Annotated in this window: 11 protein-coding genes and 1 tRNA gene; 8 read left to right on the forward strand and 4 right to left on the reverse strand. The window is 66.8% G+C overall.

Annotated elements, in window-relative coordinates:
* Window positions 1-92 precede the first annotated feature (92 nt).
* From HBE63_RS05030 to HBE63_RS05040, 3 genes are all read right to left on the reverse strand, one after another.
* Window positions 93-1,427, reverse strand: a complete 1,335-nt coding sequence (locus HBE63_RS05030; protein ID WP_166903773.1) for an AarF/ABC1/UbiB kinase family protein — start codon at window positions 1,425-1,427, stop codon at window positions 93-95.
* A 42-nt stretch (window positions 1,428-1,469) separates the two neighbouring features.
* Entirely contained in the window at window positions 1,470-2,315 is an 846-nt protein-coding gene (locus HBE63_RS05035; RefSeq protein ID WP_166903774.1) for a cyclodehydratase, read from the reverse strand.
* 64 nt (window positions 2,316-2,379) lie between these two features.
* Entirely contained in the window at window positions 2,380-3,795 is a 1,416-nt protein-coding gene (locus tag HBE63_RS05040) for a zinc-dependent metalloprotease (protein WP_166903775.1), read from the reverse strand.
* 91 nt (window positions 3,796-3,886) lie between these two features.
* Here HBE63_RS05040 and HBE63_RS05045 point away from each other — a divergent pair, with 91 nt between their 5' ends.
* The 8 genes from HBE63_RS05045 (at window position 3,887) to HBE63_RS05080 (ending at window position 15,543) form a co-directional block, all read left to right on the forward strand.
* The gene (locus tag HBE63_RS05045; protein WP_166903776.1) at window positions 3,887-4,927 is read left to right on the forward strand and encodes a PDZ domain-containing protein; all 1,041 of its coding nucleotides are present in this window, start codon (window positions 3,887-3,889) and stop codon (window positions 4,925-4,927) included.
* A gap of 94 nt (window positions 4,928-5,021) precedes the next feature.
* Window positions 5,022-8,027, forward strand: a complete 3,006-nt coding sequence (locus HBE63_RS05050; protein WP_166903777.1) for a UPF0182 family protein — start codon at window positions 5,022-5,024, stop codon at window positions 8,025-8,027.
* Between the two features lie 100 nt (window positions 8,028-8,127).
* Window positions 8,128-8,649, forward strand: coding sequence for a WXG100 family type VII secretion target (locus tag HBE63_RS05055; protein ID WP_166903778.1), 522 nt, complete (start codon window positions 8,128-8,130; stop codon window positions 8,647-8,649).
* Window positions 8,650-8,674: 25 nt separating this feature from the next.
* Window positions 8,675-9,850 (forward strand): type VII secretion target, encoded by a 1,176-nt coding sequence (locus HBE63_RS05060; protein ID WP_166903779.1) that lies wholly within the window; start codon window positions 8,675-8,677, stop codon window positions 9,848-9,850.
* Entirely contained in the window at window positions 9,847-10,380 is a 534-nt protein-coding gene (locus HBE63_RS05065) for a hypothetical protein (RefSeq protein ID WP_166903780.1), read from the forward strand. The genes HBE63_RS05060 and HBE63_RS05065 overlap by 4 nt, the downstream gene beginning before the upstream one ends.
* 47 nt (window positions 10,381-10,427) lie before the next feature.
* Window positions 10,428-13,844 (forward strand): BTAD domain-containing putative transcriptional regulator, encoded by a 3,417-nt coding sequence (locus tag HBE63_RS05070; RefSeq protein ID WP_243858515.1) that lies wholly within the window; start codon window positions 10,428-10,430, stop codon window positions 13,842-13,844.
* Between the two features lie 115 nt (window positions 13,845-13,959).
* Window positions 13,960-15,381 (forward strand): FAD-binding oxidoreductase, encoded by a 1,422-nt coding sequence (locus HBE63_RS05075; RefSeq protein ID WP_166903781.1) that lies wholly within the window; start codon window positions 13,960-13,962, stop codon window positions 15,379-15,381.
* A gap of 85 nt (window positions 15,382-15,466) precedes the next feature.
* Window positions 15,467-15,543, forward strand: a tRNA-Met gene (locus HBE63_RS05080).
* A 60-nt stretch (window positions 15,544-15,603) separates the two neighbouring features.
* Here HBE63_RS05080 and HBE63_RS05085 read toward each other — a convergent pair.
* On the reverse strand, window positions 15,604-16,380 hold the full coding sequence (locus HBE63_RS05085) for an RsiV family protein (RefSeq protein WP_166903782.1): 777 nt from the start codon (window positions 16,378-16,380) through the stop codon (window positions 15,604-15,606).
* Between the last annotated feature and the right edge of the window lie 24 nt (window positions 16,381-16,404).

Raw genomic sequence — 16,404 nt, forward strand, 5'->3', positions numbered from 1 at the left:
CACACATTGTCACGCTGGAGCGACGCCCGGCCTCGGGCGCCACTCCAGCGTGACGGTCGGGCCGTCAGGGCCTGCCAAAGTACCGGTGGCTCTTAGGCCGCCTCGTCGGCGAAGCCCGGAACCAGTTCGGTGGCAATCGCTTTCATCGGCACATGCGCATCGAGTTGGCAGCTCATCGCGATGGTCGAGGCGATCACCCGCAACGGGATGGCCAGGTTGGGTGGCAGGTCGAGCTGGCGGGCTGTCTTGATCTGGGCCACCCAGTTGTCCATTTGACCGGCCGCCATCTTCTGAATCCACCGGCGGTTGTAGTGGAAGACGTCGACCTCGATCGGTTCGACGTACTGGCGCAACATGTCGTCGACTTCCTCGATCGAAACCTGTTGGCCCTTCTGGATGAAGCCCGCTTCCTCCATCGTGGGCAGCAGCTCGTCGTAGTTCTTGTCCCGGGCCAGCCGGATGCACTCGCCCAGGGCGGTCGGGAAGCCGTCGGGCAGCGGTGCGACGGCGCCGAAGTCGATGACGCCCATCCGCCCGTCGGGCAGCAGCATGAAGTTCCCGGGATGGGCATCGCCGTGCATCATCTGCAGCCGCTTGGGTGCGTCGAAGGTGAGTTCGGACAGCCGGGTGCCCATGAGGTCGCGCTGTTCGGGGGTGCCCTCGCGGATGATGACCGACATCGGGATGCCGTCCATCCATTCGGCGATGACGACCTTTGGCGCGCTGGCGACGATGGCGGGGACGCAGAAATGGGGATCGTCGCGGTACGCCTTGGCGAAGGCGCGCTGATTCTCGGCCTCAAGCCGGTAGTCCAGCTCCATGTCGGTGCGTTCGATCAACTCGTCGACGATGCCCTGGATGTCGATGCCGGGGGCCAGCTGCTTGAACACGCCGACCAGGCGCTGGATTGTCTTGAGGTCCGCCCGCAGTGCCTCGTCGGCACCGGGGTATTGGATCTTGACGGCCACCTCGCGTCCGTCGGACCAGACCGCCTTGTGCACCTGACCGATGCTGGCCGAGGCCACGGGCGTGTCGTCGAACGAGCTGAACCGCTCCCGCCACTTGGTGCCGAGCTGCGCATCGAGGACCCGGTGCACCTTGGCGGCCGGGAGTGGCGGTGCTTCGCGCTGCAACTTGGTCAACGCCTCGCGATACGGCTTGCCGTACTGCTCGGGGATGGCCGCCTCGAGCACCGACAGCGCCTGGCCCACCTTCATCGCCCCGCCCTTGAGCTCGCCGAGCACGGCGAACAATTGTTGGGCGGCTTTGTCCATCAATTCGGCCGTGACCTCGTCCTTGGACTTGCCGGTCAGGCGCTTGCCGAAACCCAGTGCGGCGCGGCCGGCCATGCCGCCGGCCAGCCCGGCAAGCTTGGCATTACGTGCGACGCTTCCCCGTTTGATGTCGGTCACCAGACCATCATCCACGACTCGGCTGAACCGCCCACAACCAACTGGCAACATCCGTTTTCAACATGGGCAGTCGGGGTGCCGGGACCAGCGCCGCGCGACGATCGAGTACCCGTCGGCGTCGAGTTCGAGGGTGGTGTTCAGCGTCGCCGGCGCAGCGGGTGCGGTCTCGTCACCGTCGGTATGTCTGACCGCGCGGATCACCAGGTCGACCTGCCGCATCGCCAGCGCCGCAGTGGCCAGGATGGTCGCGCGGGCGGCGCTGCCGACGGTGCCCCTGAGTTGGGTTGCCACAGCAGGCCACGCCGCGTCGCGATCGGTGCGGTGTAGATCGGCGCAGCGCAGGCAGCTGGTGAGCCCCGGGATCACCAGCGGCCCCACCAAGCCGGCGCCGTCGCGGACCCGCACCGGCAGGTGGGCGATCCCGCCGTGATGCAGTTCTTGCAGCAGCCGCGGGTCGGTGACCTGGTAGTCGGCCAGCACCACCAGGTCGGTAGAGGCCGCCACGTTCCTGGTGTGCGGGTGCGTGCTGTGCCTGACCCGCGCGCCCGAGCAGCGCAGGCCGTTGGCCAGCAGCTCCGACAGCGGTCCGCGGCCGTGCACACGGATGGATGCCGACCGCGTCGGCCGTGCGGGCGTGGCGGCGACGGTGAGCATTCCGGCTTCTGTCAATGCGGCGATCAGCTCATCGATGGCCTCGCCGTCGTCGAATGATTCTGCAGCCGTGACCAATTCATCGCGGGTGGCGCCGGCCTGCAGTACCCGCAGCAGATCGGCCAACTGCGCTTGGCTCATTCCGGCCGGGGGACGCACCAGAACCGCGCGCCGCGGATCCCAGCCCAACTGAACCACCTCGTCGGGACGCAGCAGGATCGGTCGGCCTGCGGCGAGCACGTAGCGCGTCATGCGAAGACTCTGCCACGGCGGCGGGGACCGCCGTTTCAGTTATCCACAGGCCGCCGTGCGGGGGTCAGGACTGGCTGCCGCCGTCACCCTCGGCGCCGCCGTTGCCACCCTCGCGCTGCTCTTTCTCCAGATCGGCGATGGCCTGTTCGAAGGCACTGTCGATGCCGCTGGTATCGCCGCCGATCATCCGGTCGATGAAGCCGGCCGGATCGTCGAGGTCGGCTGCGCTCGGCAGCAGGTCGGGGTGCTGCCACACGCTGTCGCGGACGTCGGTGCCGACCGCCTCGGTCAGCCGTTCCCACAGCACCGCGGCTTCGCGCATCTTGCGGGGGCGCAGTTCCAGGCCGACGAGCGTGGCGAAGGTCTGTTCGGCGGGTCCGCCGGTGGCACGCCGACGGCGAAGCGTCTCGGCCAGTGCCGAGGTGCCGGGGATGCGATCGCCCAGCGCCGCGGTGACGACGGTTTGCACCCAGCCCTCGATGAGCGCGAGCAGGGTTTCGAGCCGTTCCAGGGCGGCTTCCTGCTCGGGGGTGGCTTTGGGCTCGAAGATGCCCTGGTTGAGCAGCTGCTCCATCTCCGACGGGTCGCCGAGGGAGGCCGGGTTGAATCCGCGGGCGAAGTCCTCTATGCCCGACATGTCGACCTTCATGCCCTTGGCGAAGGCCTCGACGGTGCCGAGCAGTTGGCTGGACAGCCACGGCACGTGACTGAACAGCCGGTGGTGGGCGGCCTCTCGGGCGGCCAGGAAGGTCAGGATCTCGCTGCGGGGGCGCTCCAGGCCCTCGGCCAGCGATTCGATGGCCTCCGGCATGAGTGCCGCGACCCCCTTGGGGCCCAGTGGCAGGCCGACGTCGGTGGAGGTGAGCACCTCGCGGGACAGCTTGCCCAGCGCCTGGCCCAGCTGGGAGCCGAACGCCATGCCGCCCATCTGCGACATCATCGCCAGCAACGGACCGGCCATGCTCTTGGCCTCTTCGGGCAGGGCCAACGCCCACACCGAGGAGATCTGCTCGGCCACCGGGTCACACAGCCGCTTCCAGGTGTCCAGCGTGTTGTCCAGCCAGTCGCTCGGGGTCCAGGCCACCGACCTGGTGGTGCCCGCGGGCAGCGGAGTGACTCCGTCGAGCCAGGTCTCGGCCAGCCGCACCGCGTCGACGACCGCGCCGGTGGTCTTCTCCGGCACCGGGGCGACGAACCCGATCGAGTTGGACGCCAACTGCCGGGCCAGGTCGTAGTTCACCGGACCGGATTGTTTGCCGCCCATGGAACTGCCTGCGCCGCTGAACATCTCACCGAGCTTGGTGAAGATCTGCCCGAGGTCGCCCATGTCGAAGTTGGCTCCGCCCATGCCCAAACCGAACGGATCCGAACCCGGACCTGGCCCGGAGTTGCCGGGACCGGACCCCGAATCGGGGTCCTTCTTGTCTTTGTCTCGGTCGGGGTCGTTCCCGGCGGAGAAGCCGAAAGGCAGGTCAGCCATACCCACAACGGTACTCATGACGGGGTGTCCGGGTGTGCCTGCGGGTCACGCTGTGGGTGAACACGATGGTGCAGGCCTTACTGTGGGCGGCGTGAACAGGCGGATTTTGACGCTACTGGTCGCGCTGGTGCCGATTGTGGCGTTCGGCGTGCTGCTGTCGGTGGTGACGGTGCCGTTCGTGTCGTTGGGACCCGGTCCGACGTTCAACACGCTCGGTGACGTCGAGGGCAAACAGGTGGTCGACATCAAGACCACGGACGAGACCGGCGGATCTGTGGTCCACCCCACCTCGGGGCACCTGAACATGACCACGGTGTCCCAGCGTGACGGACTGACCCTCGGCCAGGCGATCGCGCTGTGGATGTCGGGTCGTGAGCAACTGGTTCCGCGCGACCTGGTGTATCCGCCGGACAAGTCCAAGAACGAGATCGACGAGGCCAACAGCTCGGATTTCAAGAAGTCCGAGGACAGCGCCGAGTACGCGGCGCTGTCACTCCTGAAGTACCCGATGGCGGTCACGGTGCAGAGCGTCACCGATCCGGGTCCTTCGGCGGGCAAGCTGCGCGACGGTGACGCGATCGACGGGGTGAACGGGACACCGGTGGCCAACCTCGATGAGTTCCAGGCCATCCTCAAGAAGACCAAGCCGGGTGAGCAGTTGGTGATCGACTTCCGTCGCAAGAACGCACCGCCCGGGGTCGCGACCATCACGCTCGGTGACAACCCGGACCGGGACTATGGATTCCTCGGCGTGGGTGTGCTCGATGCGCCGTGGGCGCCGTTCGACATCGACTTCAACCTGGCCAACATCGGCGGCCCGTCGGCGGGCCTGATGTTCAGCCTCGCTGTCGTCGACAAGCTGACCACCGGCGACCTCAACGACGGCAAGTTCATCGCGGGCACCGGAACCATCACCGGCGAGGGCAAGGTCGGTTCCATCGGCGGCATCACGCACAAGATGCTGGCCGCCAAGGAAGCGGGTGCCACGGTGTTCCTGGTGCCCGCCGACAACTGCACCGAGGCGCGCTCGGCGCCTCAGGACGGCATGGACTTGGTGAAGGTGGGCACGCTGACCGAGGCCGTCGATGCGTTGCACACGATTTCTGCCGGTGGCGAACCGCCTCGCTGCTGACCCGCAAGCACCGGTGGATGGCTAGAGTTGTAGAAAATCGGGCGGCCCGTCGGGCATGCCACGAGTCCACCGAGGCTGGAACGGGAGTTCACGAGTGGGGATGCGGCCCGCGGCGAGGATGCCGAAGCTGACGCGACGTAGCCGGATGCTGATCGGCCTGGCCCTGGTGGCAGTGCTGGCGCTGTTGATCGGGCCTCGGGTGGTCGACGGCTATGTCGACTGGTTGTGGTTCGGCGAGCTGGGGTACCGGTCGGTGTTCACCACCGTCCTGGCCACCCGACTGATCGTGTTCCTCGTGGTCGGGCTGCTCATCGGTTTGGTGGTATTCGCCGGGCTGGCGCTGGCCTATCGGACCCGTCCGGTGTTCGTCCCGGCCACGGGTCCGAATGATCCGGTGGCGCGCTACCGCACCACCGTGCTGGCCCGGTTGCGGTTGTTCGGGATCGGAGTGCCGGTCTTCATCGGCCTGCTGGCCGGTGTCATCGCGCAGAGCTATTGGGTGCGGGTGCAGTTGTTCCTGCACGGTAGTGACTTCGGGATCACCGATCCGCAGTTCGGTCGGGATCTGGGCTTCTACGCGTTCGATCTGCCGTTCTATCGGCTGGTGCTGACGTACCTGTTCGTCGCGACGTTCCTGGCGTTCGTCGCGAACCTCCTGGGGCACTACGTATTCGGTGGAATCCGTCTGGCCGGGCGCAGCGGGGCGCTGAGCCGCGCCGCGCGTATCCAGCTGATCAGCCTGGTCGGCATCCTGATCCTGCTCAAGGCATTCGCGTACTGGCTGGACCGCTACGAGTTGTTGAGCAATACGCGCGCTGCCAAGCCGTTCACCGGTGCCGGCTACACCGATATCAACGCGGTATTGCCGGCCAAGCTGATCCTGCTGGCGATCGCGCTGATCTGTGCGGTGGCGGTGTTCTCGGCGATCGTGCTGCGCGACTTGCGGATTCCGGCCATCGGTGTGGTGCTGTTGTTGCTGAGCTCGATGGTGGTCGGTGCCGGGTGGCCGCTGGTCGTCGAGCAGTTCAGCGTCAAGCCCAACGCCGCGCAGAAGGAAAGCGAGTACATCAAACGCAGCATCACCGCGACCCGGCAGGCCTATGGCCTCACCGACGACACGGTGACGTACCGCAATTACGAAAGCAACGGTCAGACCACGGCCGCGCAGGTCGCCGCGGACCGGGCGACCACGTCGAACATCCGGCTGCTCGATCCGACGATCGTCAGCCCCGCATTCACCCAGTTCCAGCAGGGTAAGAACTTCTACTTCTTCCCGGATCAGCTCGCCATAGACCGCTATGCCGGCCCTGACGGCAGTCTGCGCGACTTCGTCGTCGCCGCACGCGAACTCAACCCGGACCGGCTGATCGAGAACCAGCGCGACTGGATCAACCGGCACACGGTCTACACCCACGGCAACGGATTCATCGCCTCGCCGGCCAACACGGTTCGCGGAATCGCCAACGACCCCAACCAGAACGGCGGTTACCCCGAGTTCCTCGCCAGCGTCGTCGGCGCCAACGGCAAGGTGGTCTCGCCCGGACCCGCGCCGTTGGACCAGCCCCGGGTCTATTTCGGTCCCGTGATCGCCGATACCTCGGCAGACTATGCGATCGTCGGCAAGAACGGTGATGTCGACCGCGAGTACGACTACGAAACCAACACCGACACCAAGAACTACAGCTACTCGGGCAGCGGCGGGGTGGCGATCGGCAACTGGTTGGCACGTTCGGTGTTCGCCGCCAAGTTCGCCGAGCGGAACTTCCTGTTGTCCAACGTGATCGGTGAGAACAGCAAGATCCTGTTCAACCGGGATCCGGCTGAGCGGGTGGAGGCGGTGGCGCCGTGGCTGACCACGGACACGTCCGTGTACCCGGCGATCGTCAACAAGCGCATGGTCTGGATCGTCGACGGCTACACCACCCTGGACAACTATCCGTATTCGGAGTTGACGACGCTGTCGAGTGCGACGGCCGACTCCAACGAGGTGGCGGTCAACCGGCTGGCTCCGGACAAGCAGGTGTCCTACATCCGCAACTCGGTCAAGGCCACCGTCGACGCCTACGACGGCACGGTGACGCTGTACGCCCAGGACGAACAGGATCCGGTGCTCAAGGCCTGGATGAGCGTGTTCCCCGGCACCGTCAAACCGAAGGCGGACATCTCCCCGGAACTGCAGGCGCACCTGCGTTATCCCGAGGATCTGTTCAAGGTTCAGCGGTCCCTGCTGACCAAGTACCACGTCGACGATCCGGTGAAGTTCTTCACCAACGCCGACTTCTGGAACGTGCCGCTGGACCCGAACCCGACGGCAAGCAGCTATCAGCCGCCGTTCTACATCGTCGCCAAAGACCTTGTGAACAACAGCGGTTCGGCGTCGTTCCAGTTGACCAGCGCGCTCAACTGGTTGCAGCGCGAGTTCCTGGCCGCCTATGTCAGTGCCAGTTCGGATCCCGCGACCTACGGCAAACTCACCGTGCTGACCATTCCGGGTGAGGTGAAGGGTCCCAAACAGGCGTTCAACGCGATCAGTACCGATACCGCGGTGACGCAGGATCTCGGTGTGATCGGACGCGACAACCTGAACCGGATCCGGTGGGGCAACCTGTTGACCCTGCCGGTGGCCGACGGTGGATTGCTCTATGTGGCACCGGTTTACGCATCGCCGGGAACCAGCGACGCAGCCTCGACCTACCCGCGGTTGATCCGGGTGGCCATGCTCTACGGCGACAAGGTGGGCTACGGCCCGACCGTCAGCGACGCCCTGACCGAGTTGTTCGGACCCGGGGCGGGCGCCACCGCCACCAATGTGGCACCCACCGACGGTAAGCAGCAGTCGGTCGCACCTCCGGAATCGCCGCCGGCCGCTCAGCCGCCGGTCGGCCCGGACGGTCAGGCGCCGCAGGTCGTTGCGCCGCCGGCGGCGATCCCGCCGGGTGAGCCGGTGCAGTTGTCGCCGGCCAAGTCCGCGGCTCTCAAGGAGGTCGAGTCGGCGCTGTCGGCAGCACAGGATGCGCAGCGCAGTGGCGACTTCGGAAAGTACGGTCAGGCGTTGCAGCGTTTGAACGATGCGATGAAGAAGTTCGATACCTCCAAGTAGCCGACTGCTTTCCTGTCGACATTGGTGCGTCCCCGGGCTACTCCGGTGGGTGACAATGGACCGATAGTTCGGTGGATGGGGGGCGGATGAGGAGTCGCTGGTGTCGGTGACGATCTCGCAGGTGCTGGCCAGCCATCCCGAGCAACTGGTGTCAGCCGCCGGTGAGGTGGCTTCGGCGGCGTCTGACCTCGACAGTCGGATCGCCCGCGAACGCATGCAGTTGACCAGGTTGGCCTCGGACTGGCGGGGCACCGCGTCCGACACCGCACAGGGCCACGCCAACGAGATGTTCGGCGATCAGGAGCTCTACCGCGACAGGCTCAAGTCGCTGCATACCGCGATGTCCTCCGGTGGTGCCGAACTCGGTGGCATCCGCACCCGGGTGTCGGATCTGGTGTCGAGTCCGGAGGCCGACCTGTTCGACATCTCCGACGACGGCCGCGTCGCGCTGGGGTGGCGGCTGAAGCTTCTGGTAGCGAGCCTTCCCGTGCTGGCGCTGAAGTGGGGGATGCGACGCCTGGCGCTGCAGACGGCCATTCAGACTGCGCTGTCCGAATTCGACGCGGCGGACAAGTCGACGGCCAACAAGATAGACCGGATCAACAAGGGGCTCGTGAAGTGAAGTCTCGGGATATGGGCTGCGTGACATGAGCAGCGCAACTCTCGAGGTCGATGAACAGACAATGCGGGAGACGGCGTCCGCCTTCGACACCGCGGGCCACGATGTCAGCGGCAATCGCGCAGGTCCGGTCATCTCCGGCGTCGCCGGGGCGATGCCCTCGCTGGCGGTCGGGACGGCGTGCGGGACGGTCGGATCCGCCCTGACCGAGCAGGCCAGGCTGCTGGGCGGCGATGTGACGGCGTATGCACAGAAGCTTCGGGTGGCCGCCGACCGTTATGAGCGCGGCGACGACGAGGCGGCCGAACGGATCGACTTCACCGGGACGGCCGAGCTGCCCGACGCCGGTGAGCATCCGCCGGTCAGTGACTACGAGAAGGCATTGCGTGATGCCGGGCTCCTCGCCGGGCCGGTGGTACCGGGTTCGAAATACGCGCAGTGGCTGGAGAATGCGTCCAAGCACGGGGTTGATCCGCAGACCATGGTGGACATCGCCCGCGCGCAGAACGTCACCCCGCAGTCGTTCGACGTGCTCAACGGACTGCAGGAAGTCAAGGACAAGGACGGCAAGTCGTTCTTCATCCTGCCGCCCGGTACCAGCAAGGAGGACGCGAAGAAGGCGGTGGTGATGACCTACATCTTCAACGCCGGTACCGACTACGACGCCGCCGAGGCCGGCAACGACGGGGTGCTGGGTACCGCCGATGACGTTCAGAACGATTTCGAGGAAACGCCCTACTCGGCTTCCGAGGTGCAGCGCATCATCGACCGACAGAACGCGAACTCCTGGAGTTATGACCAGATTTTCGACAAGGGCGGTGGGGGATCGTTGGCGACGACACCCAACGGCATGCTGATGGGGTTGGGCGGGCCGGTGATGGACAAGATCGGCGTCCACGGCGGGACGACGTACGGCGACCTGTTCGTGGTCAACATCGACGGATCGAAGGATCCGGCAGCGCAGTTGAGTGAGATCATCGAATCAGGGTCCAGCTGGTCCCAGCGCGACGACGGTACGCCGGTCCAGGGCAGGCTCGACCTCGATCGCTTGTTGCACCACGAGGAGCGCCATTCCGAACAGTGGGCCCAGAAGGGATTCGCCTGGATGGCACGGGATTACGGGCTTGGCGCGCTCATCGAACAGAAGACCGGCATCAACCCGCTGGAACGCGATGCCGGCTTGTCCGATGGGGGTTACTCGTGAGGAGGTCGTGCCTGGCCGTGCTGTTGACGCTGCTGGTGACGGCGGGGCTCACCGCTTGCCGGACCGAGGACCGCCGATGGTCGGATGCGCCGTTCGCCGCCCCGATGCGGCCGGCGTTCGGTGCGCGGGTCACCGATGGCAAGCTGGAGATCTGGGTACCGCCGGGCTGCGTCGGGGTGCGGTCGGTGGAGGTCGGGTTTGGATTTGGCCCGAAGCTCGTGTTGACCGATACCTCCGGTACGGCGACTCTCGACCGGTTCACCGTCGGTGGTCCCTATCCGGGTCTGACCGTGACGGAAGCGCCGCCGCCTGACTTCGATTGGCGCACAGAGGAATATTTGTTTCTCAATGTGCAGTCCACGCCCGGGGGGTACCCCGCGACCGCTCGGACGGCCGAGGTCGTCGCCGGATCGAACAGTCACCCGGCCGACACCTTCTTCTTCGATGGCGTCGGTTGGCTCGACGCCGCGGGTGTGGCGGAGAAGGAAGGCAAGGAGTTCGAAGGGGTGTGCACGCCGCAAAAGAAGTGAGCAGTATCTGCTCCCCGGGTTGCGGTACCGACAATTATGCTGCGTCGGTGCACTTTCGTTTGCTGGGGCCACTGCAGGTGGTGCGTGGCGATGTGACCGTCGAGATCGGTGCACCCAAGCAGCGGGCCGTGCTGGCGATGTTGTTGCTGGGGCAGGGGCGGGTCGTCTCGGTTGACCGGCTGATCAGCGGGGTCTGGGGCGAGGATCCTCCGTCCAGTGCCACCGCGAGCCTGCAGGTCTACATCTCCCATTTGCGCCGCATCCTGCGGGAAGGTTCCCCCGTGGCGTCGCCGATCGTGCGTCAACCGCCGGGGTACTACCTGGACGTGCCTGCCGATTCGGTCGACGTCGCGGTGTTCTCAGACGGCTGCGCCCGGGCCGCGGCGGCGGTGGAGGAGTCGCACTGGTCCGATGCGCTGAGCGCCGCCGATGACGCGCTGTTGCTGTGGCGGGGAGACCTTCTCGAGGACCTGGGGGACCAGGATTGGATCACCAAGGATGCCGCGCGGGTGCGGGAGATGCGCAGCGCATGCCTGGATCATCGGATCACAGCCCTGTTGGCGCTCGAACGGGTCCCGGCAGCACTGACTGTGATATCGGAACTGCGCTCAGCCGAACCACTTTCGGATCGCGGTGCGTGGCTGCACATGCTTGCGCAATACCGGTCGGGGCGGGCGTCGGAGGCGCTGGAGATCTATGCCCGCTACGCCCGGCAGCTCGATGAGGAATTGGGTCTGACGCCGGGCGCCGACTTACGCGAACTGCAGACCTCGATCCTGCGCCAGGCCCCGGAGCTCGCAGCCTGGCCCCGGTCGCCCGAGTGGACCGGGGCCGGTGAGGTGCACATCCCAGGGACGTTTGCGGCCCAGGCTGCCGCACCGGACCGTGAACGCTCGGTCCCCGTCGGACGTGATCGCGAATTAAATGCCGCCGCAGACCTTCTCGCCGAGGTGCGGGCGGGACAGACCCGCTGGCTCGTCCTTTCCGGACCGCCGGGGATCGGCAAGACCCGCCTGGCCGAAGAGATCGATGACCGTCTCGGTGGCGAGGCCGTCTGGGTGTCCTGTCCCGACGAGCAGACCACTCCGCCGTGGTGGCCCATGCGGCAGCTGGTTCGCGGTTTGGGCGGTGACCCTGACGAGGCGCTGGAGGTGCCCGTCGATGCCGATCCGGATACCGCGCGGTTCGGCGTCTACGAGCGGGTGCAGATGTTGTTGGAGTCGGCGCGCCGGCCGCTCATGGTCGTGATCGATGATGTGCAGTGGGCGGATTCGGCGTCGGCAGCCTGTCTGGCCTATATCGCCGGTGCGTTGTGGGGCCACCCGGTCGCGGTAGTTCTCACGGTCCGCGACGGTGAACACATCACTGATGTTGCGCGGCTGCTGGCGGCGGTGGCTCGCGGTGAGGGCAATCGTCATCTGAGCATCCCCGCTCTGTCTTCCAAAGATGTTGCGGTCCTGGCCAATCAGATCGCCGATGATGTGGTCGACGATACCGAGGCCGGGGTGCTGGCCGAACGTACCGGTGGAAACCCGTTCTTCGTTTCCGAGTACGCCCGGTTACCCCGCGCGGAGCGCGACGAGATACCGCTCGCGGTGAAATCGGTGTTGGAACGCCGGCTCGCCGGGCTGGCGCCCGAGGTCGTGAGCGTGATGCGGATTGCCGCGGTGGTGGGAGACACCATCGACGCTGATGCGTTGGCTGTGCTGGCGCGGGTGGCGGGCCTGGACTTCGACAGTCTCGCCGACCGTCTCGATGCGGCGGCCGATGAACGGATCGTGGTGAGTGCGCATGCCGGTGACGGATATGCGTTCGCCCATGGACTGTTGCGTGAGCACCTGGTTTCCGGCCTGCCGGCGCTGCGGCGTCAACGTCTGCACCTGCAGGTGGCGGAGGCGTTGGCGGACAGCGCCTCCGAGGAAGCGGTGACCAGGCGGGCCCAGCATCTGGTGGCCGCTCAACCGTTGGCCGATCCGCAAGCGGTGGTTGCTGCCTGCCGGTTGGCCGCCGAGCAGGCTACCCAGAGGTGGAGTTCGGATATCGCCGCGCGGTGGTGGCAGGCGGCGCTCGACGCCTACGACCGGTTACCGGCGTCGGCGCGCAATGACGCCGACCGCGACGAGTTGACGGTGGCCATGCTCGACGCGCATTCGCGTGCGGGCCGGGGGCGTCTGGTACTCGATGCGGTCAAGCGGAATCTGGCCGAAGCGCTGCGCACTGAGCGGGCCGACACTGCCGGGCGGGTGGCCAGTGCGCTCCTGCGCGCCAGCGGGGGTTGGCCGTGGCTGGCTCCGGGGCATGACCCGGGTCCGTTGCTGGCCTTGTTGGAGAAGGCGGCGGCAATGTCGACGGCGTATCCGGCGGCCGAGGCGCGGGTCCTGGCAGCATTGGCAGTGGGCCGCTGCTACCACCCGGATCCCGCGGTTGTCGCCGGGCATCTCGACCGGGCCGACCAGTTGGCCGAGAGCACGGGCGATCCCGACGTCATCGCCGATACTTTGATGGCCCGCCTCATCGGCTACTCGGGTGTCGCCGAGTTCAGCGCCGCGACGTTCGACTGGATCGATCGCCTGAATTCTTTGCACCACAGCAGATCCCGTGAAGACACGGTGATCGCCCACTCGGTCGCGACGATGGCGGCGATGAATCTCGGTGACATCGACCTGACCGAGCGGCACCTGCGCGCCGGAATGGCGGGCAGCGAGGAACTCCAGCTTCCCGTGCTGCGCGCCCAATTGCGCTGGATGGAATCGGTGTTGGCGATCTGGCGAGGTGACTTCGCCGAGGCGGGCCGTCACCATGCGATCGCGGCGCGCGTGCACGAGCAGACCGAACTCTACGGGGCCGGAAGCGGTCTGCTGGCCGAGGTGACCCTGCTGCGGGAGACCGGTGGGCCAGTCGGGGCGGGCCTTACCTTCGCACAGTTTGACGATGGTTCCGGCGGGCGGGGGATGGAGGCGCTGGTGCACACCGCGCTGCTCACCGCCGTCGAGGGTTCACCTGCCGATGCGGTTGCCCGGCTCGATGATTGGCGTGCGGACGCGGGCCGTGGACAAGTGTGGACCGGTCTGGGGCAGGCTGCCTGGATGGCGCACCTGGCTGTCGACTACGGGTTGGACGAGTATGCGGGCGACCTGCTGGCGGCGCTGGAACCGTTCAGGGACCGCGTCGCGATGATCGGGCAGGTAGGGCACGCGGGGCCGGTGGCGCTGGCGACCGCCCGACTGCACGCGCTACGGGGCGATCACCGGCGGGCGCTGGTCGATCTGGCCCGGGCCGAGGACATCGCGGACCGCACCGGGGCCAAGCCCACTCAGCTGTGGTGTGCGCTGTTGCGGTGTCAACTCGACCCCGAACTCGACGGGCACGGCTCGGCGCGGCGTGAGACAGCGCGCAGGCTGGCTGCCGAGGCTGAGGCGCTGGGCATGGTCGGACTGGCGGCCCGCGCGCTGACGCTCGCGTGACCGGGGGCTTCTCGCGTTCTTGAGCTGCCAGCCAAGTGAACGCCAAGCGGTTGCGGTGATGCTGGGCGCCGACATTTCGCCCGGATGACTGGGATGCATTTCTGAGAGGACCCCGATGACCCTGACCGAACTTCCGCACGACGGCTTGGACGACGCGCTGGAGGGCCTCCGTGCCCACGTCGCCGCGCCCGTCGCGTTGCCGGGCGAGGCCGGCTATGAGCGGGCGACCCCGTGGAATTTGGCGGCCACCGTGGAGCCCGCCGCAGTGGTGTTGGCGACCTCGGCCTACGACATCGCCAACACCGTGCGGTTCGCCTCCGCTCGCGGATTCCGGGTGGCCGTTCAGGCCACCGGTCACGGCGCCACGGCCGTCGCCCCCGACACGATCCTTGTGCTGACCTCTGGCATGACCGGTTGCATCGTGGACCCGGTGACCCGCACCGCGCGGGTGGCGGCCGGAGCCACCTGGCAGCACGTGCTCGATGCGGCGACCCCGCACAGCCTGGCCGGAGTCTGCGGATCCGCGCCGGGAGTCGGCGTGGTGGGTTTCCTCACCGGCGGTGGGATCGGACCGTTGGTGCGCACCGTCGGCTTGTCTTCGGACTATGTCCGGTCCTTCGAACTGGTCACCGGGATGGGGGAGTTCCTGCGTGCCTCGCCGGAGGAGAACGCCGAGTTGTTCTGGGGTTTGCGTGGCGGCAAGTCGACATTGGGCATCGTCACCGCCGTCGAGATCGAGCTGCTGCCGATTCCTGAGTTCTACGGCGGTGCAGTGTTTTTCGACGGTGCAGACGCCGCAGTGGTGCTGCGGGAGTGGGCCAGGTGGTGTGCAGACCTTCCCGAGTCCGTCTCGACATCTATTGCTCTGCAACAGTTGCCGTCGCTGCCCGGAGTTCCCGAGCCGTTGGCCGGACGGTTCACGGTGGCGGTGCGGTATGCCGCCGCGCATGTGAGGAGCGCAGACGGTCCCGCCGGCGACTTCGCCAGGGCCGAACGGCTACTGGCGCCGATGCGTGCGGTCGCGACCCCGGTGCTCGACACCGTCTCGGTCTTGCCGTACGCGGCAATCGGGGCGGTGCACGCCGATCCGGTCGATCCGATGCCGACCTACGAACACCACACGTTGTTGCGGGAATTGACTCCTGAGACGGTCGAGGTGCTGTTGAGCGCGGCCGGACCGGAATCGGGTTCGGTGCAGGCGGTCGTCGAACTCCGGATGCTCGGGGGCGCCTTGGCGCGTGAGGGACGCCATCGCAGCGCGTTCTGCCATCGCGACGCGGCGTTTGCGGTGAGCACCATCGGGGTCTTGGCTCCGCCGACCGCCGATGCCGTGGTCCCGCAGGCCGGCGCGCTCATCGTGGCGCTGTCGCAATGGTCGACCGGCGGCCAGATCGCCAATTTTGCTCCCTCTGATGACGCGGGGCGGGCCGTCCGGGTCTACGACGAGGACACCCGGCACTGGCTGGCGGCGCTGGCCGAACGGCATGATCCGGCCGGGGTGTTCCGGTGCGGTCATGTGGTCCGTTTCGTGGGCTGACCTTCGGCGGTTTTCGGGCCGAAAACCGCCTCTGAGCACTCGATTTGGAGCTCTGGTTAAGACCCCGGTAATCTTGTATTTGCAACGCGGGGTGGAGCAGCTCGGTAGCTCGCTGGGCTCATAACCCAGAGGTCGCAGGTTCGAATCCTGTCCCCGCTACCAGTGAGAATGGCCCTCGGAGATGATCTCCGGGGGCCATTCTCTATCAAGTGGCACGACCCGCTACATCGTCAATGTCTCCCGCATTCCCGGCGCGAGCACTCCGGCGATCGCGTCCCAGTCCACTGTGACCGGGTAGTAGTCGCCGAGCACGTGTGCCACCGGAAGGTAGATGACAAGGCCGTCGTCGTCGGGCACCCAGTTGGCAAGCTGATCGGCGACCGGCTCTGGCGCGGCCTGGTTGGCCAGCTTCTCGTCTCCGGCGATCTCGGCTTTGATGCCGTCGACAAGGGCGGACAGACCGGCGGTCTGGTCGGTGAACAGGTCGGTGATCATGATCGGCTCGGCGGTGCGCGCGTTGATCACCGTCGTCGACACCGCGTTGAAGGGATGCGCTGCGTGGTCGACGAAGATGTTGACAAGGAGCACGCCGGCCACCGCGCCGGTGCCGATGTGGGACACCTCGCTACGGTCGTCCTCACCAAGGACCGCGGGCGCGATCGTGACCGGGGCGTTGCCCTCGCTGGGCTTGAGGCAGTCGCCGAGGGCCGCGCGCATCCCGGTGTTGAATCTGTCACGCACCGCGGTGTTTCCGCCGCGCAGCTGCGGGAGATCCACCTGATAGGTGACGGTTCCTTCAGTGCCCTTGACGGGTTCGATGAAACCCTTGAACGGTGCCGCGTTTGCGGTTCCTGACGCGCTCGTGGTGGTCGATGGCACCGGGTCGGCGGAGGTTCCTGGGCCACCCGGACCGCTTGGATTGCAGGCCGTCGCGGTGCTGATCACCGAGGTGACGGCCAGCACCGACGCCAACCTGCGTATCACCGTTGACTCACTCATTTTTCGACCCTAGCCGGGTGCAGT

Source organism: Mycobacterium sp. DL440 (assembly GCF_011745145.1).
Taxonomy (GTDB): Bacteria; Actinomycetota; Actinomycetes; order Mycobacteriales; family Mycobacteriaceae; genus Mycobacterium.